Origin of the sequence: Nostoc sp. PA-18-2419 (genome assembly GCF_005869855.1) — a bacterium.
Classification (GTDB): domain Bacteria; phylum Cyanobacteriota; class Cyanobacteriia; order Cyanobacteriales; family Nostocaceae; genus Nostoc.
The window spans coordinates 218964-240096 of sequence record NZ_SZNH01000001.1 but is presented as its reverse complement, the minus strand read 5'-3'; the positions used below and the strand labels follow the sequence as shown (position 1 = coordinate 240096).

The window sequence follows — 21133 nt, the reverse complement described above, 5'->3', positions numbered from 1 at the left end:
CTAAATGTTCCCAAGCAAGAATCAATACGTTAGTTGCTAAAATTCATTTAGTTATAGAAGTATGAATTAAGCGCATCAAATTTAATTGTTTTTTTTATTTATTCAGTCTATCCTGATCAAGAGACATTGATATTTGGTTTTGAGTACAGATTTTGTCAGCCCAAAAATTCATAAAAAAAGTCTTTGAACCGTGTCTACATTGCTTTGAGATTGAGTACTCCACACCCCAGAACCCCACCTGAAAAATACTAGAACCCTACCTGAAAAATACTAGCACCCATACCCCAATGAATTTTTATAAGACTTATCAGGCAATAATTACAGGCTGTGAGTACTGTTTTAATAAATTTAATAATCTTAATCGAGCTGCGATAAACTGTTTTGTGAAAAGGTGGCTGATATAAAACATATAGGATTTACGCAGAGATTCCCCTCTACCCCCCAAAATTCTTAGGCGAAAGCTTAGTGAACTAGGGGGGACTTCTTAATCTCTCTTTTGAGAGTCAGCTAATGTGCTTAAATATTTTTAGTCATTAGTCATTAGTCCTTAGTTCTTAGTCATTGTTATTAATTATTAGTTATTGTTAACTAACAAAAGACAAAGCACAAAGTTACCAGCGGAGGTTTCCCGCAACCAGAACTTTGTAAGAAAAGACAAAGGACATATCTTACTGGGTGGATACTACCTAGCAAGGGAGAGCCAAAATGAAAGCCAAACTTTTAAATCTTCTTACAGTTTGCATAGTTACTATAGCAGTGCTTTCTCCAGGGCTAGTAGTATTTGGCATAATTTGGGAGCGACATCTTGAGTTATTAGAATCACAAAATTTAGCCTGCCAAGTTAGCAAGACTAGTGGAGCGATCGCTGTGACTCCCCAGACAGAAAGTACACCATTATCTCAAACTAGCATCCAATCCTCTGACCAGAATGTGGTTAATCAAATGGTGACTGTTGCTGAGCAATATAAATTTGGTGCTATCCTGCAATGGTTCTTTTTGTTAACCCCGATTTGTGTTGGGTTAGGAATAATCTTTTACGATAGATATCTTGTTTATCGTGCTGCTATTTTCAAAGAACAAGTTGAAATGTTGGAAAGGCTGTGGCAGCAAAGTATCGAACAGTAATCAATTATCCCATCTAAGATTTCTTTAGAGATTTTAAATCTCTGACTAGGCTCCAAATTTATTCATTCAAATCAATAGATTTACCATGACAGAACAACGCCAACAATTGTACTTTAACCTAATTGATGAGCTACTTAAATGTCCTAATGGTCAGGAGCCAGAAGTTTTGGAAGCTCACCCAGAATTAATTGATTCTGGCTTTGTAGAAACAATGTTACAAGTGGCAACTATGTTCGCCCATGAAGGCAATCAAGATGGGGCAAAATTTTTATTTTTTGTAGCACGCGAGTTAGCGAAACAACTAGGTTTATATCCTGAAGTATCCAACTCTGAAGTCGTTAATAAGGAGTAAAAATGCTATTGACTTCAACTGATGCCGGACAAATAGCTTTAGAGCTACTCATGGCAGATTGGAACATTTCAGAAGAAAATAGAGAGTGGTTTACAATGTTTAACTCTCGTCTGATTGGCGAGAGTTGGTACATTGTAGAACTAGGTATACAAGGATTTCCAGATCGGTGGTTTATTCAAGTATATGACAATGGAGCGTGCGATCCAAACTATACATTTATTTCACCAATTTCTGGCTCTGAAGGATTTACAGACTTGATAAATCTGCCGGATATTGTAGCAGAGGTTTTAGTTTGCGAACGCAATGCTCGATAATAAAAATTAAAAATTAAAAATTCAGAATTCAAAATAAAAATGTGCAATTTAGCTACATTTGATTGAATTCATCTTTTCTAAATCAAATAAAAAAGCTGTAAGCAAATGAGAGGTATCCTAAATCAGGTATACCTCTTTTTCGTATAAAAATATAACATAATTGAAGATTGTAAAATCAGAAGTTAAACAAGCTTGATGTTGTACTTTAACTTGATAAAAATATCTGGGAGGATTGTAACTTTTTTTCAGTAAGGTATCACTCAAGTAAACTTTTTTATTTTTTGCTATTAACTATCAAAATGAATTGCCATCTTTAATATTTTATTTCAATTAAATTAGTTAATTTATCATCATTAATTGACAGTATTATGTTATATTAAATAGAGTGATCGACGCTACAGAAATATCAGTTGAAATGATTGCTGAAGACATCTTAGCTAAAGAATTCACAAGAGTCGTTAACCACTACTATCCGACAGTTGGGGAATTACTAGACGGGTGTTATGTGAAAGTCATTACCTGTTTTTGGGGACGACCTGCAAGACGCTTGCAATATATAGGAATTTATTGCTCTGATGAAATGATTTCTTGTGTGCAAGCTCAAAAAGAAATACTTCGAGAAGTAGCAGACAACATGGGTTTAATGCAGGTAGTCTGCATAAATGCCAAGCGATTGTTACGCGACCCGATGTCGAAGCTCAAACATAACAATCCACGCCTATGGTTGGAGTTGCAGTGGGTTGCTACTGCTACCTAAGACTCTGTGAATTAAAAATCGCCGATTTAAGACTGATATCATGTCCGCTCAAATAACCGTTATTACGACCGTAGGGAAGCAATCCTAAAAACTTTGTGATTGCATCGTTTCACTCGCTTCGGACATATTACGAATGAGCCGGACATCAGATAACACTCTAACGCCAAGAGTTTTAAATCGAGCAAAGTTACCTTGACAGACTAATAAATAGCCAGCACACACGGTGGGTAAAAAGTACCAACGCTAATGAAAACTGGAATTTTCTGCAATTACGAAAATCATCACCAAGATGGTCATCGTGCCATTTTTGAGCAAGTGACGCTGATTAAACAAGCAGAAAGCTTAGGCTTTGAGGAAGCTTGGGTGAGTGAGCATCACTTTAATGAATCCAATCTTAGCCCATCCATGTTGGTGTTAATGGCACACTTGGCGGGATTGACTTCAACTATCAAATTAGGTACGGCGGCGGTGTTGCTGCCATTTTATAACCCAATTAGGGTAGCAGAGGACATTGCCACTTTGGATAACTTGTGCAGTGGACGATTATTATTTGGAGTTGCTAAAGGAGGGCCTTTCCCTCAACAAAATAAGCATTTTGGTACACCAATGAGTGAATCGCGTCCCAAAATGTTAGAGGCAATGGCATTGATTCAAAAGCTTTTGTATGAAACTAACGTATCATTTAATGGGCAATATTATCAATGCGATCGCCTAACAATTTACCCCAAACCATTGCAGCCAAAAATTCCCGTATATGTTGCCACTGGTGGTGATAATGGTATCGAGTTTGCCGCCAAACATTCCTTCAGTTTAATGGGTGGCCCGCCGTTTTCTCTACAAAGATTGAAGAATACGATTGCCAAATATCAAGCGTTAAATGCTAGTGGTGCAGAAAACTTTGTGCTGGCACGCTTCTTTTATGTTGGCAAAACATTTGATGAGGCAGTGAGTGAAGCGTTACCTTTTATTCGCCAATTTAGCCAGAAAATGAAAGCTAATTCGGCCCAAACATTGCAAAATAGTGCGAATCCCAACCAAAAACCATTCGATCGCACAAACATTTGTTTCGATGAAGACTATTTGATTGAGAACTCAATTATCGGTGATGTGGAGACTTGTCGAGACAAAATCAAAAAATTTCAGGATGAATTGAATTTAGGTACGCTAGCACTCAAACCCTCATCTTTAGATATGGAAAAAAACCTAGAGAGTTTGACGCGCTACAACCAAGAGGTGCGAAATTATGTCTTCTAAATTATACCTGCTGCCTCCCGATGATTTACCTCCAGCCGAGGTAACAAGAGAGGATGGAATGTTGCAGATGGAATTAGAACAGTCTACTGGCAGATGCTTTTATTTAGCCTGCGATCGCATTACGCGAGTGCTGTTATCTAATTGTCAATGGTATTTGACAACAAATACCAATATTCTCACATTAATTATTGACTGCCCCGACTTAGTATCTTACTGGCATATTGTCAGCAATATTCCCCAATTAGGTAATCGGTTAGAGCGGTTTAGTAGTAACGCCAAAATTCGCGTTTATCCACCATTTGGCAAAGGGATGCCATTTGAAATTGGTGTCAATGAAATTTCAGCCTATCGAGATTGGCTTTGAGGTCAATAAACATTCATATATATTTATTCACCATTATCTCTATCTCACACCCTGTACTCTAAGAGTGCAGGGTGTTGCAATTTTAGAAGAGTGTACAATATTGTCTGTAGTGCTTGCTTACGCCAAAATTACCATTCCAGAAGGAGGCAAATCAATTCGCACCGTTGCGCGACCATCGTTATGATGTTGTACAGCTACAGTTTGATTCTGCCGTGGGTTGCGTAAATCGGCATTGCTCCAATCACTTTTGTATAAAAAAGTCATTTCTGAGTCTTGAGGATGCATATAAGTATCTACTGTCACTTCTGCACCCCGATTTTCTAAGCCGTTGCTATTCAATACCATCAGCACTTCTGTGTCAAATAAAACTTGTGACCAAGCAACCAATTCGCCTTGTGGGGGAATCGAGAAGGGGTAATTACAAAAGGATATTTCCCGCAGATAGTGATGTCCACGGCGCAATGCTTTGCCAATTTTATCTTGACGGTTACGGATACGGGCGATCGCAGCTATCCGCAAATAGGTAGGATGGTCGATATCGAAGAAATGACAATTTACTGTTTGAAATGCGCCAAAATCACCGCCAAACATTGCTTCTTTGATATATCTATCTTCTGCTAACCCTTCACCTTCTAAACTGTAATCGTGATAACCTTGATTGCCATCAAAAGCCTGTTCTGTTCCATAATAAATAGCAGGAATTCCTGGCATAGTTAATTGCACACCGACAGCATGAGCGACTTGCTCATAGAGATTAGGCACATTACTATATGCGGCAAATCGCTGCTTATTAGTACGGAATGACATCCGCTCGTCATCCAAGACACAGACATGATATATTCCAATTTGGCGATATTCTCCGGCGAGATTATTGCTATATAAATCGAAAAATTGCTTTGGATCTACTAAACCTTTTGCAAGTGCAGTCAATTCATTAGGAGCCTGCACATTGTCTAATACAGCACTAAGGTTGCGACCAATAATGTCTATGTCAGCAGCAGCCATACTCCCGGAAGTCATTTCCCCAGCCAGTAAAAAGTTGTCTTTACCAATAGATTGGGTGTACTCAGAAATAGCAGTGCAGAATTTGCGGGAATCTTCTAAAGAAACGTGTTTAAGGGAGTCTATGCAAAAGCCATCGCAGTCAGAAACAGCAATCCAATATTGGTAAACTCTTGCTAAAGCTGCAATCAGGTCATCTCGATAGAACCAGTTATCAGCGCTCTGGTTATAAATTACATCTAAGATGACATACATCCTGCGATCGTGGGCAGCATCAATTAAATCTCTTAAATCTTGACGGGTGCCAAAGTGGGGGTCAATATCTAAAAAGTCTTGAATGCGATCGCTGTGATAAGTTTCTAATTGAGAGGGTTGTCGCCAAAGCGGATTAATCCACAGCGTTGTTACTCCCAATCGTTGCAAGTAATTTAACTTACTTCTAATTCCCCTAAGAGTACCACCAGCAAACTTTGTACCTGCTGTCATCCAGTCGGCTTTGTCTTTAACCTGGAATTTTAAAGGGTTAGCGCGGTCAAAAAGTTCCCTTTGATTTTCATTGTCATCACTGAATCTATCTACTATCAATTGGTACAAAAACTGGTCGCGCCAACTGATCGGACTCGGATAAACTCTCCCTCGTGGTTTTAGGTCTGTTATGGAGAGTTGCTGGGGTGTCAATTCTTCAATTTTAGCCATGAGGATTTACGCACAGATAGAAAAATGGAAGTATGCATCTCTAATGTTGTAAAAACTACTTCCAATTTTCATGAACCCGCAGGGGGATTTCATAATTCCATGACTTAATTTTATAATATTAGGTTTTTCAGATTATCTATTCTTCCTTGAAATCAGGTGATTAATAAATATCTATTAAAGTTTATCAAAATGAGTTATAAATGCTGGAGGTACAGTAAAAAATACTTCAGTAGTGCTGGAGTTTTAAGACTGATATTGCAGTTTTTCACAACAGTGGAATATGGAGCGATCGCTAATAATTAAACAAGATATCCAAGTTAATTAATCTACACTTTTTCAGTCAACCATTTGTACCAATTATCTAAGCCTATATCAGTAGTTGCAGAAACTTGAAAGATTTTAATTTGCGGATTTACTTGCTTAGCATATTCTATGCATTTTTGTACATCAAATTGCACGTAAGCCAGCAAATCAATTTTAGTTAAAATCATGATATCACTAGCACGGAATATGTGCGGATATTTTATCGGCTTATCTTCTCCTTCTGTGACGGAGAGAATCACGACTTTTGCATTTTCTCCTAAATCAAATAAAGCTGGACAAACTAAATTTCCCACGTTTTCAATCATCACAACTGAGTTCAACGGTGGATTTAGTTGTTGTAAACCCCTGTCTATCATCGATGCATCTAAATGACAGCCTGTTCCAGTATTAATTTGAATGACTTTACAACCTGTTTCTTGAATTTTTTTAGCATCATTAGCAGTTTCTTGGTCGCCTTCAATTACACTAATAGATAACTGATGCTTTAAATCATTGATAGTGCGAGTTAAAAGAGTTGTTTTCCCAGCACCAGGAGAACTCATTAAATTTAAAGCAGTAATATTTCGACCTTTAAACCATCCCCGGTTTTGAGCTGCTATTAAATTATTCTTTGCTAATATATCTTGTTCTAAGGATATAGTTGTGCCATGTATCTTGGCATGAACTTGAGATACTTCTATATGAGGCTCATGACTGTGAGAATGGGTAATAACAGTGCCATCAGCTAAAGTGTGAGTATGATGATGGTGATTATATTCAGCTTTACTGAATTCCAGATTAGTAATTTTAGTTTCACCATCATCAGAACAACCGCAAGTTACACACATAATTCCTCTATTTCTATTTCTTTAATTTTTAGTTCTTCACCAGATATTAAATTTAATTCCACGCTACCGCAGCTACAAATACCAAATGGCTTATCTAGATAAATTTCTGCACCGCATTGCTGGCATTTTGCTAAACCGGGAATTTCTAAAATTYCTAATGTCGATGCTTGTAAAACTGTTCCTTGTGTACAAATATCAAAACAAAATCGGATAGCCTCAGGCATAATAGCTGAAAGTTTGCCAATTTCTAATACAACTCGTTGTACTTTTGCACCTTTTGCATGTTCAGCTACAATTGCTACAATGTTTTGAGTAATTCCTAATTCGTGCATCTAAAAATATCTGAAATATTAACAAATTCTGGGCAATTGTTCGCCTACCAACATATCAACAATTCTTTCAGCACCAAAAATTGTTTTTAACGAGACGATACCTGGAGGTGAGGTAATAACTTCACCAATCATACAAGCATCTTTTCCTGCTGGGTGAGATTTCATAGCGGATAAAATAGATGCAACATCTTCTCTTTTTGCTACTACAACTAATTTACCTTCATTAGCTAAATACAATGGATCTAAACCCAAAATTTCGCAAACACCTTTCACTTCTTCACGCACTGGAATAAATTCTTCCTCGAGGCGAATTCCTATATTTGAACTGGAGGCAAATTCATTTAAAACTGTAGCTAAACCACCACGTGTTACATCCCGCATCGCATGAACCTGGGGACAGACATTGAGGATAGTTGCTACTAAATCATACAACGCCTGACAGTCACTCTCAATATTAGTTTCTAAAGCTAGTTCTCCACGGGCAATTAAAATAGCTGCCCCATGATTGCCTAATTCACCATTAATAATTACAGCATCCCCAGGTTGAATATTGCGAGCAGAAATGTTAACTCCTTGGGGAATGATACCAATACCAGCAGTATTAATAAACAGTTTATCAGCAGCACCGCGATGTACAACTTTTGTATCACCAGTGACAATTTGAACACCAGCATTTTTCGCCGCTGCTTTCATACTGGCTGCAATACGTCGTAAGGTTTCTATTGGTAATCCTTCTTCTATAATTACGCTACAAGTTAAATATAAAGGTTTAGCGCCACTAACGGCTAAATCATTCACTGTACCGTTGATGGCTAACTCTCCGATGTCACTACCGGGAAAAAATAAAGGGTCTACAACATAAGAATCTGTGGTAAAAGCGAGTCTATCTCCCTGTTGTAAAAGAGAAGATAAGTTGAAGGTTGCTTGGTCTTCTAATAGAGAAAGAATTGGGTTATCAAAAGTATTAACAAAGATATCGTCAATTAAATCGCGCATGGCTTTACCACCGCTACCATGTGCGAGAGTTATATGAGTATCTTGGATTTTATGGGATTTTGTCAATAGAGGATTTTGTATTGAGTTTGTGGGGAAAAGATTCATATTAAAATGGGAGATTTTTTCAACGCAAAGGAAAGCACAGAGGTTCGCAGAGTATTTGTAAGATGTATTAGTCTAAAGAAAAACCACAGGCAGGAAGAGGTTCTTGGGTGATGGTAATTTTTGGTTTCTCAGCTATTACTTTTTTAGCCATTGTAGAAAGTCGTCCATATTTGTAATAGGCTGCACAAGCACCTTCAGAAGATACCATACAAGTACCGATGGGTGTTTCTGGTGTACAAGCTGTACCAAATACTTTACATTCCCAAGGTTTTAAAACTCCTTTGAGAATTTCTCCACATTTACAAGCTTTATGGTCAGCTACTTTGAGATTGGGAATGGTAAATTTAAGTTCGGCATCGAATTGAGCATATTCAGATTTAATTTTTAATCCTGAATAGGGAATATCACCCAAACCCCGCCAATCAAAACTATCTCGCACAGCAAAAACTTTATTTATCGCTTGCAGTGCTTGTATATTTCCAGATTTTTGGACAATTCGATTATATTGGTTTTCGACTTGGCAACGATTTTCTACTAGCTGTTGTAACAGCATCCAAATTGATTGGAGAATATCTAAAGGTTCAAATCCTGAAACGACAATTGGCTTATTATATTGTTGGGAAATAAATTCATAAGGTTCAGTACCAATTACCATGCTCACATGACCAGGCCCAACAAATCCATCCAATTGTAAATCGGGGTTATCTAGTAGGGCTTTGAGGGCGGGAATCACAAGCACGTGATTGCAAAACATACTGAAGTTAGGAATTTCTTCGGCTGTTGCTTGGAGAATGGTGAAGGCGGTGCTGGGGGCTGTGGTTTCAAAGCCTAAGGCAAAGAAAACTACTTCTTTGTTAGGGTTATTTTTAGCAATTTGCAGGCTATCCAAAGGAGAGTACACCATCCGGATGTCTGCGCCTTGTGCCCTGGCTTGTAGTAAACTTGTTTTGGAACCAGGAACTCGCATCGCATCGCCAAATGTAGTGAAGATGACGTTAGGATTTTGAGAGATAGCGATCGCATCATCTAATTTCCCCTTTGGCATAACACATACTGGACAACCAGGCCCATGAATTAGTTCGATGCGATCGGGCAAAGTCTCTTCAATGCCATATTTAAATATAGAATGGGTATGCCCGCCGCACACTTCCATTATTTTGATTGGTTTTTCTAGTTGCTGGCATAATTTTGCAATTTCACGGCGTAAGGCTTCAGCTTTTTCTCTTTGGCGGAATTCATCAACGTATTTCATAGAAATAGAACCATAGTTTTTTCAAACGAACCGCAAAGGACTAAGTTTTAGAAGTAGTAAATTAAACTGAGTGCCAGAATTCTCTTCTTTGTCTCTGCGCCTTTGCACCTCTGCGTGAAGAAAAAAGTCTGTTATTTAAGTATTCATCTCTACTTGTACAGTTGCTAATTCTTGCAATAACTCTAATGTTTCTGCCGCTTCTTGTTCGTTAATTCGATTCATTGCAAAGCCAACATGTACTAATACCCAATCCCCAATACAAGCTTCAGGCGGATGTTGTTCGTCAACAATGCAGGCAATATTTACTTGGCGTTTAACACCACCAACATCAACAATAGCTAATTTATGATTAACGTTGGTAATTTCTATAATTTGACCGGGAATTCCTAAACACATTTTTATCTTCTTTGCGCCTTGGCGTGAGATGAATTTATCTTCTGAATTGTGCAGCCGTAATAACTGCTTGTCCTAAAGATAACCCGCCATCATTAGCTGGAACTAAGCTGTGAGTCAATACTTCTATTCCTAATGTTTGTAAAGGTTTGGTAACTTGCTCTAACAATATACAATTTTGAAACACCCCTCCTGTTAGAGCTACCTGATAAATCAGATTTTCTTGACAAAGACGTTTAGCCATTTCTACAATCGCATTGGCTAAACCTTTGTGAAATTTAGCAGCGATAAATGCTTGGGGAATTTGTTGCTGCAAGTCATGGAGCAAAGCTTGCCACATTGGACGCGGGTCTATACAGTAAATACTATCTGAAAAACTAAATTTAAAAGGATAAATTAGCGTTTCTTTATCATTATTTAAGATGTTAATATCGATTAGAGCTTCCATTGCGATCGCAGCTTGTCCTTCATAGCTACATTCATCTCTATAAATACCGATAGCCGCCGCCACCGCATCGAACAACCTTCCCACCGAGGAAGCTGGAGGAGAGTTAATTCCTTTTTCAACTAATTGATTAAGTAATTTTAATGGTTTATTTTTCAAAAATTTAACTATTTCTAAATCAGTATATTGCTGTTGGCAATCATCCCAAAGTTTAGCCGCTATTAATTGGGCATAGGTATTACGCCAAGGTTGATATATTGCTTGTTCACCGCCAATCATTGCCACTGATTTAAATGTTGCTAATCGCCTAAATTTTCGGTAATCTGCTAAAATAAATTCTCCCCCCCAGAGTGTACCATCTTCACCATAACCCAAACCATCTAAAGCAATACCTAATACTGGAAGCGAATTTACAGGAATGTTATTTTCTGCCATGCAAGCAGCAATGTGAGCGTGATGATGTTGGATTGGGTTAATTTTAATTTTATTTCTATCTGCAATTTCTTTACCAAGTTTGCTTGAGAGATACTCAGGGTGTTTATCAATCACAATTATTTCTGATTCATGTTTAAATAAATTTAAGTATAAATTTAACGTTTCTTTGTAATTATGAAAAGCCATATAATTTTTTAAATCTCCTAGATGTTGCGAAAGAATTGCTTTTTTTTCTCCCAACAAACAGAAGGTATTTTTTAACTCACTACCCATTGCCAAAATTGGCGGCACATTGTCAAATCCCGGTGGTAAACTAATCGCTGTTGGTGCATATCCTCTGGCACGGCGAATTGTTTGAACTTTCTCACTAACAACCCGTACTACCGAATCATCTACTCGATTAATAATTTCCCGATTATGGAGAATAAAATAATCAGCTATTGTTCCTAATTTTTCTCTAACTTGATTATTATCAATACATTGGGGTTCATCGGCAATGTTGCCACTAGTTAAAACAATTGGACGATTCATCCGCCGCAAAATTAAATGATGTAACGGAGTGTAAGGTAGCATAAAACCAAGATGATTTTGCCCCGGTGCCACTGAAGCTGCAATATTAAAATTCAGAGAATATCTATTCTCGGTTTCTATTCTTAGTTCCTTTCTCTGTAATAAAACAATCGGTGCAGCAGAACTTGTTAATAATTCTTTTTCCTTAGCATTTACAATACAATATTGTTCAATTACTTCAATATCTCGTGCCATTAAAGCAAAGGGTTTATGATAGCGCCTTTTGCGTTGACGGAGTTTTTGTACAACAGTTTCCTGAGTTGCATCGCAAGCTAAATGAAAACCACCTAACCCTTTAATTGCAACAATCTCACCTTTTTGCAATAGGGTACAAACAGCATCAACATCATCTAACATTGAGAACATGGAAGCTGTAACCGTTTTCCCATCGGCACGTTCCAACCAAGCTGAAGCACCACAAGCATGACAAGCTACAGGTTGGGCATGAAAACGGCGATTTTCGACATCGTGGTATTCCTTTGCACATTCCGAACACATGGTAAACGCAGACATACTGGTATTGCATCTGTCATAAGGAATTGCCCGAATAATACTCAAGCGAGGACCGCAATGAGTACAGTTAGTAAAGGGGTAACGGTAAAAGCGGCTAAAAGGGTCAAATATTTCTTTTTGACATTGTGGACAAGTTGCTGCATCAGGAGCAATTTCTGTTTTAATTGCACTATTGACACTACTAGAAATCACAAAATTATCAACGTTCAATTTACCAATGTAAGGAGTTCTTATTAGTTCATTAATTTTTGCTAACGGTGGGCATTCTATTTGTAATTTGGCAACAAATTCGCTTATTGCTTCTTCACTACCAGATACGTGAATTAAAACACCTTGGCCATCATTACAAACATCTCCACCCAAATCGTAGGCTTTAGCAAGACGATATACAGTAGGACGAAATCCTACTCCCTGAACAGTACCGCGAACTCTAATTTCTTCAATCACCATAGCAATCTGATTTTCAAAAATTATGAATTACGAATTACGTAGCTTGCTTCTCGCCAGAGGCGAGTATTACGAATTACAAATTATTAAACTGCCACAGCAAAATTCGATTATTTCCAGAATCAGCTATTACTGCCGTTTTACCACAAGTTTTTATACCGTAACACCAATTTAAACTATCTCGTTTTGCTAATCCAAAATCCCGATTTTCACCTTTACTTTGAAAATTCATTTGTCCGGTTATTCCATCTGCGGCTGCATTTTGCAGTGATAAAATTGATTGTGACTTTCTCCATCCTAACAATCGCGAATTTGCAGTATCTGCAACTACTAACCACTCCCCACCCACGCCTACACCATAAGGCATACTCAAGCTACTAGCACTAGGATAATAAACCCCTTGATTCATTTCTACGGAATCAAAGGTTTTTTGTCCTAAAACTATTGCACAAGGAGTATTATTTTCTGTGGGTATTCCTTGCCAAATCATTACACGGTTATTGCCAGCATCACTGACAACCAAATTTTCTCCCCAAAAGGTGATATCGTGACACCAACGCATACTCGCTGGGGTTGGAGAACCACCACCGTTTTCATTACGAGATATCATATCCGGTTGTCCCAAAACTAAATCAGCAGGTTGACCGTTTTCTGTTGGTAATTGATGCCAAATTAATACCCTGCGATTTCCTGTATCAGCAACAAATAGCTGTCCTTGATAATAAAAAACTCCGTAAGGCCAGTGCATTGTATCGGCAGATGCTTGTTGAGTTCCTCGATTTGGTTCATTATCCCTAAAATTTGTTTGTCCTAATACTAAATCTGCCGGTACATTGCTATCTTGTGGTAAATTTTTCCAAATCAAAATCCGATGATTCCAAGCATCTGCTACAGCTAATCCTTCGCCACAACTACAAATTCCAGTTGGTACATTTAAGGTACTTCTTCCAGTTGTACTTTTAGCATTTTGTCCTTCATAATAAAAGTCAGGTTGTCCAATTACCCAATCAGCCGGTTGACTGTCTTTAGTAGGTAAATTTCGCCATCCCAGTAATCGATGATGTCCTGTATCCGACACCCACAATACCCCATTTAACAACAAACAAGCACCACGAGGTCCAAACATTGTAATCGGACTGGGTACTACAGGCATCACTAATTGTTGTGCCTCAATAATATTACCTAAAATGACCTCGGCACCCTGAGATGATAAAGGTAAGTTTTGAGGAGTTGCTGTTGCTTCTGGCGGTAATTGTGCTAAAGGATGAATTTTAATTGGGATATCCATGAACCGGAAATAGAGGCTGATAAATATTTAAAAACATTAATATTTAACAGCATGTAACAACAGTAACATTTTGATATTTTTGAGATAAAATACTCAAGAAAATCAAGTATAATTCTTGAAGTTACAGAATATGTCTTTTAAATAAACGCTTCGGTAAAATAGATTTGTTAATAAGCGAACATTTCAAAGTCTTATTGATTGAACAACAATAAGGTTAAGAGAAGCATTTTTAGATTTTTTAAATATTTGATTTAGTTATTTGCATAGCAGTTTGACAAATACCTTATTGTCTTTAATCTTTACTGGATACGATTGAAGCGAAATATTGGGTGTAGTTAAACATTCACCTGTCTCTAAATTATACTCAAATCCATGGAAAGCACAAGTAATAATGCCATTTTCAACCTTACCCTCATCTAAAGGATTTCCTAGATGAACACAGGCATTACGGTAACATCTAAAAGTAATACCCTGGCGATATAAAATTAGCGAAGTACCAGCAAATTCTACTGCTAATACACCTAATTCCGGAACCTGCTCGATAGTTGCTACTTTTATCCAACTAGAACTTAAGTTTGGAGGGAATGGACTTATTAAACTAGAACTTTCAGCGTTAACAGTAGAGTTATTATTAATAGCAATAACTGTGGTAATTTCCGGACAATGGTTTTTGATTGCTTGTTCTACTCCCTGAGATAAAGTTAGATTAGAAGCCGGACAACTGCTGCAAGTTCCTATTAATCTAACTTCTACAGTATCTGGTGGTTTAATTGCTACTAATTCTATATCTCCGTTATGGCTTTTTAAGCCTGGTCGGACTTCTTCAAGTGCTGTCTGAATGCGCTGTGTTAGTGGTGGTTTTGGGGGTTTAACTAATTCGTGGTAAAGTAATACTGCATATACTACTTCATCAGTAACAGCATGACGTAAAGCAGACATTGATTCTTGTTTGAGACTTTTAATCAAACTAGTCAATGCTGCTTTATGTAAAGCTTCAATTGCTCTTTTTAAACCTACTGCTACACACCGTTGGCTTTCATCCCACTCGGATATAATTGCCTCAAAGCGGTTAATTTCCTGAACTAATTCTTCAAGATTAGACATGGGGCGGAACAATTTTGAGTTTGAAATTTTAGGAAAAGTTAGAGCTGAGATTTCCTCTCAAATGAACTCTTCAAAAGAGATTTTGGATTAAACAAACTAAAATTGTAAATCCTACTTTTAAGTAGAGTATTAGTTATTTACAAATGCTCAATGACGACTCACTTCATTTTGAAATCTTTGAGAAGAAATGGCATCATCATACCTGTCACTAAGCTAGATAATATTACTGGGAAGTAGAAAGGAATTTTGGCTTGTGCAAATAATACTAATATTAGCGAACCTACAGCAGTAGCAATGGCAGTTCGCTGGATAAAATATATGGGGTTGCGTAGAAGCTTTCCTTTTAAAAATAACTTGGCAGAAAACCACCCAATTTCTAACATATTTTCTCCTAATAATTTGTTAATAAATTGAGAATGACTAGTCCTAAAATGATAGCAGGAATTACCCCAGCAGGAGCAAATAATGCGCCAAGCATTGCAGAAAACTGATAACCTATATCTTTTCCAGCTAATAGCATACCACCGATAGCACCACCAACCATAGATAAGACTGTTGCCGTAACTAGCCAAACAAATTCTGTTGCTATGTTCAGGTCACCTGCTGCTAAACTTGTGAAAAAATCTCTGACAGAAGAACTTGTCAAAATATCTTGCATTCTCAGTTTTCCTTCTTAATTAAGTTGGGTGAGTGGCAAGTGAAGAGTTAGGAGTGGAAAGTTAAGTTAGATGAAAAAATCATAACTTTTAACTCTTAATTTCTGCTTCTACCTCTTGTAATGCCTGGGTTATTATTTCTGCTTGTTCCATCTGTTGGTATTTAGTAAATATTTCTAAAGCTTGTTGATAGTATGCACGCGCTTGTAAAAGATTTTTAGGATTACCGGCTTCTGGTTTTTCTGTATCATCGGGTAAGTTGAATAACGCGTTAGCTTTGTTTGAGATTGTGTTAGCATATTCAACAGGTGTATCTTTGGAATTACGTACTTTTAATGCTTCGTTATAAGCGACGATCGCCCTTAAGTTATTCTCCACAGGATGGGAACTCACTAAATATTGGAAAGCGTTACCCAAATTATTTTGCAACATTGCATATTCTCTGGGATGCTCAATCAGATTAATATGCTTTAGCGCTATCTCAAATGATTGCACTGCTAACCCTTGACGCAAGTATTCCCGTTCTGATGCTAAGGGCATGGAAAGATAAGCGATCGCAATATTATTGTATAAAATGGCGTATTCTTGTGGGTAATCCTGCCAATTAAATACTCGTAAAGCTTCATGATAGGCTTGGATACTATCAGTTATCCGCGCTAAATTATACGGAACCAGTGATTGTAATACCAGCCCGAAGTTCATCTGTGTCTCTGCCACTTCTTCAGGTAAAGCTAACTGTTGTAAAATCGGTAATGCTTCTTCATAACCGACTTTCGCTTGCAACAGCAGTTGTGTGCTTACATCCGGTATTGCCTGTAACGTTCCTGCCATCCCCACTTGCGCCCTGGCTTTGAGTAGGGGAAACTCCTCACCACACATCTCATAGGCGCGGTAATATAAGCTAACTGCATTCCGCAAATCTTGGGCTGTTTTAGGCTTTTTTTGAAAGCCTTGTGCTATTTCAATCAGCATTTGAATTTTTTCATCTGCTGAGGCTGACTCCGATGCAACAGCTGCGATCGCAGCCTTCACCGCTGAATCTGTAATGCTAGGGGTCATAACTCTGCCATACTCTAGCCAATTGGGAATTGAGTCTGTCAACACCCATGAATGATCGAAACACGCGATCGCATCTCATCACGGGCCATACTGATTTACGCAGGCTTCGAGTCCTTTAGGCGGAATTCCCCTTTTTAGTCTGAGACTAGGATTAGTGACTGGGGGTTAAGGAAGAGTTTTCCCAATCCCCAATCCCTAAAATATAAAACACCCTATTTCTAAAATTCTAGGGGGAAATTGCTAATATTAATGTCAGCTTTAAACACCTAATATTTTTTAAATGCTTTTTGTATCATCATCTTATACAATTTAAATATTTTTTATTGAATTACTGACATACATAATATTTAGTGTACTTTAAATATTCGCCACGCAATCGTCGAAGTGTAAAATATATTCATCAACTGTAAAACAAGCTCCCTTGAAAACAGACAGCATCTTCTATCGGATCTTTCAGAGTATCCCCAGCACTTTGTTTGAACTGATTAACCAACCACCCCAGCTAGCTAGTGCTTACCAATTTTCTTCAGTCGAAGTCAAACAATTAGCATTTAGAATCGATGGTGTCTTTCTCCCAAATATACCAGAATTTCCGATTTATTTTACTGAAGTGCAATTTCAATCAGACAAGAAATTCTATTCACGTTTATTTACCGAAATTTTTAACTATCTTGACAAAACCGAATTAACCAAAAATTGGCGTGGTGTTGTTATCTATCCTAACCGCAGTGTTGATACTGGAGATACTCAAAGATATACAGAATTGCTCAACTCACAACGAGTAACTCGTATCATCTTGAGGAGTTAAGCTCAATTGAGGCATCATCAATCGGCATAGAGACAGTTAAACTCATCATTGAACCCGAATCAACCACCGCAACAAGAGCAATTGAAATAGTCAACAGTGCCCGATAGCAAATTTTAGATGTTGCTACTATTAGGGAAATAATACAATTAATAGAGACGATATTAATTTACAAGTTGCCGCGATTGAGCCAGGAGGAGATTGGAAAAATGTTTGGATCAAATGAGTTAAAGCAAACTAGATTTTAGCAAGATGTTTTTGCAGAAGGTAAACAAGAAGGTAGGCAAGAAGGTAAGTTAGAACCCATACCCCAGTTATTAGGGTTGGGTTTAAATATTCAGCAGATAGCTTTAATCAAATGTGTCACATATATAACAGACATAGCTTTTAAAATAATCTTAAGATAATTTAATTTCCTGTCAATGATTAATTCTTTTTTAATGAAAGTAAATTAGATAAAAAATATCTTACCATTGATAAATAAATATTGATAAACAGGTGAGATTTTACAAGCATTATCACCTAGCTCATGCATAGGAACAATACAAAAATATCTAGCAGATGACTAACCTATTATGGCTACAAGGTGGTGCTTGTTCAGGCAACACCATGTCATTCCTCAACGCTGAAGAACCGACAGTCTGCGATTTAATTGCTGATTTTGGCATCAAGGTACTTTGGCATCCTTCCTTAGGATTGGAAATAGGCGACAACTTGCAAACACTGCTGTGGGATTGCATTTCTGGCAAAATTCCTTTAGATATCTTGGTGTTTGAAGGCAGCGTTGTTAATGCTCCCAACGGTACAGGTGAATGGAATCGTTTTGCCGATCGCCCCATGAAAGATTGGTTACTAGAACTTGCCAAAGCTGCCCAATTTATCGTAGCTGTAGGTGATTGTGCTACTTGGGGAGGAATTCCTGCCATGTCACCCAATCCCAGCGAGTCGGAAGGTTTGCAATATCTCAAACGTCAAGAAGGTGGCTTTTTAGGCAAGGATTTCGTCTCACAAGCGGGATTACCTGTAATTAATATTCCCGGATGTCCCGCACATCCTGACTGGATAACGCAGATATTAGTAGCGATCGCTACTGGACGCATAGCAGACATTGCTTTGGATGAACTGCATCGTCCTCAAACCTTCTTCAACACCTATACTCAAACAGGTTGTACCCGCAACGTTCACTTTGCTTACAAAGCATCAACCGCCGAATTTGGTCAGCGTAAAGGATGTCTATTTTATGACTTGGGTTGTCGCGGTCCCATGACCCATTCTTCCTGCAACCGGATCTTATGGAATCGTGTCTCCTCCAAAACCCGTGCCGGAATGCCTTGCTTAGGTTGTACCGAACCAGAATTTCCCTTTTTTGACCTCAAACCAGGAACCGTATTTAAAACTCAAACAGTCATGGGGGTTCCCAAAGAATTACCACCAGGAGTCAACAAAAAAGGCTACGCCTTACTCACAATGGTGGCAAAAGATGCAGCACCACCTTGGGCAGAAGAAGACTTTTTTACAGTTTAGGGAATAGTGAATAGGTGAGTATCCCCCACTCCCTACTCTTTACTCCCCCTACTAAATTAAAAGAGACGAGAAATGGGAATTCAAACATTAGATATATCGCCGGTTGGCAGAGTTGAAGGCGATTTAGATGTAAGAGTCGATATCGAACACGGAAGAGTAGTCAACGCCTGGACTCATGCCGAACTATTTCGCGGATTTGAAGTTATCTTACGCGGTAAAGACCCCCAAGCCGGATTAATTGTCACGCCTCGAATTTGTGGAATTTGCGGCGGTTCTCACTTAACTTGTGCATCTTGGGCATTAGATACAGCTTGGGAAACAGAAGTTCCCCGCAACGCAATTTTGGCAAGAAATCTCGGTCAAATTGTCGAGACAATTCAAAGTATCCCCCGCTATTTTTATGGTTTGTTTGCCATTGATTTAACCAATAAAAAATACCGCAATAGTCGCTATTATGAGGAAGCTACCAGACGTTTTGCTGCTTTCACAGGCAAATCTTACGAATTAGGCATAACAATTTCTGCCAAACCTGTAGAAATTTATGCACTATTGGGCGGTCAATGGCCTCATTCTAGCTACATGGTTCCTGGTGGTGTGATGTGCGCCCCCACCCTTACAGACATTACCCGTGCTTGGGCAATTCTGGAATATTTCCGTACCAATTGGTTAGAACCAGTGTGGTTGGGTTGTTCTCTAGAACGCTACGAACAAATCCAAACATACGATGACTTTTTAGATTGGTTGGATGAAAAGCGCAATCATCGAGATTCCGATTTAGGTTTTTATTGGCGCATGGGTTTAGATATCGGTTTAGATAGATATGGCGCTGGAGTGGGCAAATATGTCACTTGGGGATATTTAGCCCATGAAGATAAATATCAAAAGCCGACCATTGAAGGACGAAATGCGGCGATGATTATGAAAAGTGGAGTTTACGACAGCTTCACTCATACTCACACTTTAATGGATCAGTCCTTTACCCGCGAGAATACAACTCACTCCTGGTACGATGAAGGCACTGCGGATATCCATCCTGGCGATCGCACTACTAAACCCATCGCCAATAATACCAAAGACTTCGATAACGCTTATTCTTGGGCAAGTGCAGTCCTGCACAAAGACTTCGGACGTTTGGAAGCTGGCCCCTTGGCGCGTCAGTTAGTCGCAGGTGGCAAACATGGCGAATCTTGGCAACACTACGACCCCTTCATCCTCGATGTCTTTAAGCGGATGGGTGGTGCTAGTATTCATGTGCGCCAGTTAGCACGACTTCATGAAATTGTCAAGTTATATCGTCAAGCCGAACATTGCTTGCGCGAATTTAAATTAAACGACCCTTGGTATATCAAGCCCACAGAAAAAGACGGCAAAGGTTGGGGTGCAACGGAAGCAGCGCGGGGTTCTTTGTGTCATTGGGTGGAAGTAGAGGGCGGTAAGATTAAAAATTATCAAGTGATTGCGCCTGGTACTTGGAATATTGGCCCTCGTGACGGTGAAGGAATGCGCGGTCCCATTGAAGAAGCTTTAATTGGCACACCCATTTACGATTCTAGCGACCCGGTGGAAGTTGGTCATGTAGCGCGATCGTTTGATTCTTGTTTAGTGTGTACAGTCCATGCCCATGATGCGAAAACTGGTGAAGAGTTGGCGCGTTTTCGGACTGCTTAAAGAATGTTAATTACTAACTAAAAAATGGCTAATTGAATCACAATTAGCCATTTTATCTTGTAAATTTTTTACCTTAAGCTTGAGCCATCGTCTCACAGTCGTATAAAAAAGCTTAACACAAACATAACTCCAAGACCAATTGCAACAATTAAAAATAGTTTGCTACTTAAATCTAAGAATTGATTAAGAACCTCAACGTGTGGTCGCCCTGGTAGGCTGAGTTGTACACGTATATAGTTAAGCCAACGAATTAAGTCTTGATTCTGACGGGCACCAAAAGAAAAAATTTGATAAAATCCAAAGCTTAAAATAGCAGGTAGAACAAGAGCATACCTTAGGAGAAATAATCGCCCAAACAAGGTGAGGAGTCCGCTTTCCTAAGAAAAAATATATAGCCAAATCGTAAGACTTCACCATCTTAAAACTTACTAGCCAAAAATGCGATCACGCTACCAACTATTTTAACTGGGGAGTGAGCAGTAAGGAAAATGAGCGCGAAATAACCTATTCTCAATGCCTCATATTC

General features: G+C 38.5%; 20 protein-coding genes and 1 pseudogene. 9 read left to right on the top strand and 12 right to left on the bottom strand.

What is annotated here, in order from left to right:
• Positions 1-705 precede the first annotated feature (705 nt).
• The 6 genes from FCR06_RS01120 (at position 706) to FCR06_RS01095 (ending at position 4166) form a co-directional block, all read left to right on the top strand.
• Positions 706-1125 (top strand): hypothetical protein, encoded by a 420-nt coding sequence (locus FCR06_RS01120; RefSeq protein ID WP_138497017.1) that lies wholly within the window; start codon positions 706-708, stop codon positions 1123-1125.
• Between the two features lie 85 nt (positions 1126-1210).
• Positions 1211-1477, top strand: a complete 267-nt coding sequence (locus tag FCR06_RS01115; RefSeq protein WP_138497016.1) for a hypothetical protein — start codon at positions 1211-1213, stop codon at positions 1475-1477.
• 2 nt (positions 1478-1479) lie between these two features.
• On the top strand, positions 1480-1791 hold the full coding sequence (locus FCR06_RS01110) for a hypothetical protein (RefSeq protein ID WP_138497015.1): 312 nt from the start codon (positions 1480-1482) through the stop codon (positions 1789-1791).
• A 415-nt stretch (positions 1792-2206) separates the two neighbouring features.
• On the top strand, positions 2207-2548 hold the full coding sequence (locus FCR06_RS01105; protein WP_138497165.1) for a hypothetical protein: 342 nt from the start codon (positions 2207-2209) through the stop codon (positions 2546-2548).
• Positions 2549-2794: 246 nt separating this feature from the next.
• On the top strand, positions 2795-3802 hold the full coding sequence (locus FCR06_RS01100; protein WP_138497014.1) for an LLM class flavin-dependent oxidoreductase: 1008 nt from the start codon (positions 2795-2797) through the stop codon (positions 3800-3802).
• A complete protein-coding gene (locus tag FCR06_RS01095; RefSeq protein ID WP_138497013.1) occupies positions 3792-4166 on the top strand; it encodes a hypothetical protein in 375 nt (124 codons plus the stop codon). The genes FCR06_RS01100 and FCR06_RS01095 overlap by 11 nt, the downstream gene beginning before the upstream one ends.
• 117 nt (positions 4167-4283) lie before the next feature.
• On the opposite strand, the gene FCR06_RS01090 is transcribed toward FCR06_RS01095, so the two are convergent.
• The 12 genes from FCR06_RS01090 to FCR06_RS01035 form a co-directional block, all read right to left on the bottom strand.
• Positions 4284-5864 (bottom strand): alpha-amylase family glycosyl hydrolase, encoded by a 1581-nt coding sequence (locus tag FCR06_RS01090; protein ID WP_138497012.1) that lies wholly within the window; start codon positions 5862-5864, stop codon positions 4284-4286.
• A gap of 326 nt (positions 5865-6190) precedes the next feature.
• Entirely contained in the window at positions 6191-7015 is an 825-nt protein-coding gene (hypB, locus tag FCR06_RS01085) for a hydrogenase nickel incorporation protein HypB (RefSeq protein WP_138497011.1), read from the bottom strand.
• Positions 7006-7347, bottom strand: coding sequence for a hydrogenase maturation nickel metallochaperone HypA (locus FCR06_RS01080; RefSeq protein WP_138497010.1), 342 nt, complete (start codon positions 7345-7347; stop codon positions 7006-7008). Before FCR06_RS01080 ends, hypB begins: the two co-directional genes overlap by 10 nt.
• A gap of 18 nt (positions 7348-7365) precedes the next feature.
• Positions 7366-8448, bottom strand: a complete 1083-nt coding sequence (hypE, locus tag FCR06_RS01075; protein ID WP_138497009.1) for a hydrogenase expression/formation protein HypE — start codon at positions 8446-8448, stop codon at positions 7366-7368.
• Positions 8449-8515: 67 nt separating this feature from the next.
• On the bottom strand, positions 8516-9700 hold the full coding sequence (gene hypD, locus FCR06_RS01070; RefSeq protein ID WP_138497008.1) for a hydrogenase formation protein HypD: 1185 nt from the start codon (positions 9698-9700) through the stop codon (positions 8516-8518).
• Positions 9701-9835: 135 nt separating this feature from the next.
• Complete coding sequence (locus tag FCR06_RS01065) at positions 9836-10096, bottom strand: HypC/HybG/HupF family hydrogenase formation chaperone (RefSeq protein WP_138497007.1); 261 nt, start codon at positions 10094-10096, stop codon at positions 9836-9838.
• Between the two features lie 34 nt (positions 10097-10130).
• Positions 10131-12506, bottom strand: coding sequence for a carbamoyltransferase HypF (gene hypF, locus FCR06_RS01060; RefSeq protein WP_138497006.1), 2376 nt, complete (start codon positions 12504-12506; stop codon positions 10131-10133).
• 73 nt (positions 12507-12579) lie between these two features.
• Entirely contained in the window at positions 12580-13791 is a 1212-nt protein-coding gene (locus FCR06_RS01055; RefSeq protein ID WP_138497005.1) for a hypothetical protein, read from the bottom strand.
• Between the two features lie 255 nt (positions 13792-14046).
• Positions 14047-14895, bottom strand: coding sequence for a NifU family protein (locus FCR06_RS01050; protein WP_138497004.1), 849 nt, complete (start codon positions 14893-14895; stop codon positions 14047-14049).
• Between the two features lie 158 nt (positions 14896-15053).
• A complete protein-coding gene (locus tag FCR06_RS01045) occupies positions 15054-15278 on the bottom strand; it encodes a hypothetical protein (protein WP_138497003.1) in 225 nt (74 codons plus the stop codon).
• A gap of 8 nt (positions 15279-15286) precedes the next feature.
• Complete coding sequence (locus FCR06_RS01040) at positions 15287-15553, bottom strand: hypothetical protein (RefSeq protein WP_138497002.1); 267 nt, start codon at positions 15551-15553, stop codon at positions 15287-15289.
• 88 nt (positions 15554-15641) lie between these two features.
• Entirely contained in the window at positions 15642-16610 is a 969-nt protein-coding gene (locus tag FCR06_RS01035; RefSeq protein WP_138497001.1) for a hypothetical protein, read from the bottom strand.
• A 421-nt stretch (positions 16611-17031) separates the two neighbouring features.
• Here FCR06_RS01035 and FCR06_RS34715 point away from each other — a divergent pair.
• The 3 genes and pseudogenes from FCR06_RS34715 to FCR06_RS01020 all read left to right on the top strand — a co-directional run bounded on the left by FCR06_RS34715 (position 17032) and on the right by FCR06_RS01020 (position 20607).
• Positions 17032-17663: pseudogene (locus FCR06_RS34715) on the top strand (Rpn family recombination-promoting nuclease/putative transposase).
• Positions 17664-17976: 313 nt separating this feature from the next.
• Complete coding sequence (locus FCR06_RS01025) at positions 17977-18939, top strand: hydrogenase small subunit (RefSeq protein WP_138497000.1); 963 nt, start codon at positions 17977-17979, stop codon at positions 18937-18939.
• Between the two features lie 72 nt (positions 18940-19011).
• Positions 19012-20607, top strand: a complete 1596-nt coding sequence (locus FCR06_RS01020; RefSeq protein WP_138496999.1) for a nickel-dependent hydrogenase large subunit — start codon at positions 19012-19014, stop codon at positions 20605-20607.
• Positions 20608-21133: the final 526 nt, after the last annotated feature.

Bases quoted from the DNA above. Each gene is read 5' to 3' on its own strand.
- FCR06_RS01120 (WP_138497017.1), top strand. From the start codon at position 706: ATGAAAGCCAAACTTTTAAATCTTCTTACAGTTTGCATAGTTACTATA.
- FCR06_RS01115 (WP_138497016.1), top strand. From the start codon at position 1,211: ATGACAGAACAACGCCAACAATTGTACTTTAACCTAATTGATGAGCTA.
- FCR06_RS01110 (WP_138497015.1), top strand. From the start codon at position 1,480: ATGCTATTGACTTCAACTGATGCCGGACAAATAGCTTTAGAGCTACTC.
- FCR06_RS01105 (WP_138497165.1), top strand. From the start codon at position 2,207: ATGATTGCTGAAGACATCTTAGCTAAAGAATTCACAAGAGTCGTTAAC.
- FCR06_RS01100 (WP_138497014.1), top strand. From the start codon at position 2,795: ATGAAAACTGGAATTTTCTGCAATTACGAAAATCATCACCAAGATGGT.
- FCR06_RS01095 (WP_138497013.1), top strand. From the start codon at position 3,792: ATGTCTTCTAAATTATACCTGCTGCCTCCCGATGATTTACCTCCAGCC.
- FCR06_RS01090 (WP_138497012.1), bottom strand. From the start codon at position 5,864: ATGGCTAAAATTGAAGAATTGACACCCCAGCAACTCTCCATAACAGAC.
- hypB (WP_138497011.1), bottom strand. From the start codon at position 7,015: ATGTGTGTAACTTGCGGTTGTTCTGATGATGGTGAAACTAAAATTACT.
- hypE (WP_138497009.1), bottom strand. From the start codon at position 8,448: ATGAATCTTTTCCCCACAAACTCAATACAAAATCCTCTATTGACAAAA.
- hypD (WP_138497008.1), bottom strand. From the start codon at position 9,700: ATGAAATACGTTGATGAATTCCGCCAAAGAGAAAAAGCTGAAGCCTTA.
- FCR06_RS01065 (WP_138497007.1), bottom strand. From the start codon at position 10,096: ATGTGTTTAGGAATTCCCGGTCAAATTATAGAAATTACCAACGTTAAT.
- hypF (WP_138497006.1), bottom strand. From the start codon at position 12,506: ATGGTGATTGAAGAAATTAGAGTTCGCGGTACTGTTCAGGGAGTAGGA.
- FCR06_RS01055 (WP_138497005.1), bottom strand. From the start codon at position 13,791: ATGGATATCCCAATTAAAATTCATCCTTTAGCACAATTACCGCCAGAA.
- FCR06_RS01050 (WP_138497004.1), bottom strand. From the start codon at position 14,895: ATGTCTAATCTTGAAGAATTAGTTCAGGAAATTAACCGCTTTGAGGCA.
- FCR06_RS01045 (WP_138497003.1), bottom strand. From the start codon at position 15,278: ATGTTAGAAATTGGGTGGTTTTCTGCCAAGTTATTTTTAAAAGGAAAG.
- FCR06_RS01040 (WP_138497002.1), bottom strand. From the start codon at position 15,553: ATGCAAGATATTTTGACAAGTTCTTCTGTCAGAGATTTTTTCACAAGT.
- FCR06_RS01035 (WP_138497001.1), bottom strand. From the start codon at position 16,610: ATGACCCCTAGCATTACAGATTCAGCGGTGAAGGCTGCGATCGCAGCT.
- FCR06_RS01025 (WP_138497000.1), top strand. From the start codon at position 17,977: ATGACTAACCTATTATGGCTACAAGGTGGTGCTTGTTCAGGCAACACC.
- FCR06_RS01020 (WP_138496999.1), top strand. From the start codon at position 19,012: ATGGGAATTCAAACATTAGATATATCGCCGGTTGGCAGAGTTGAAGGC.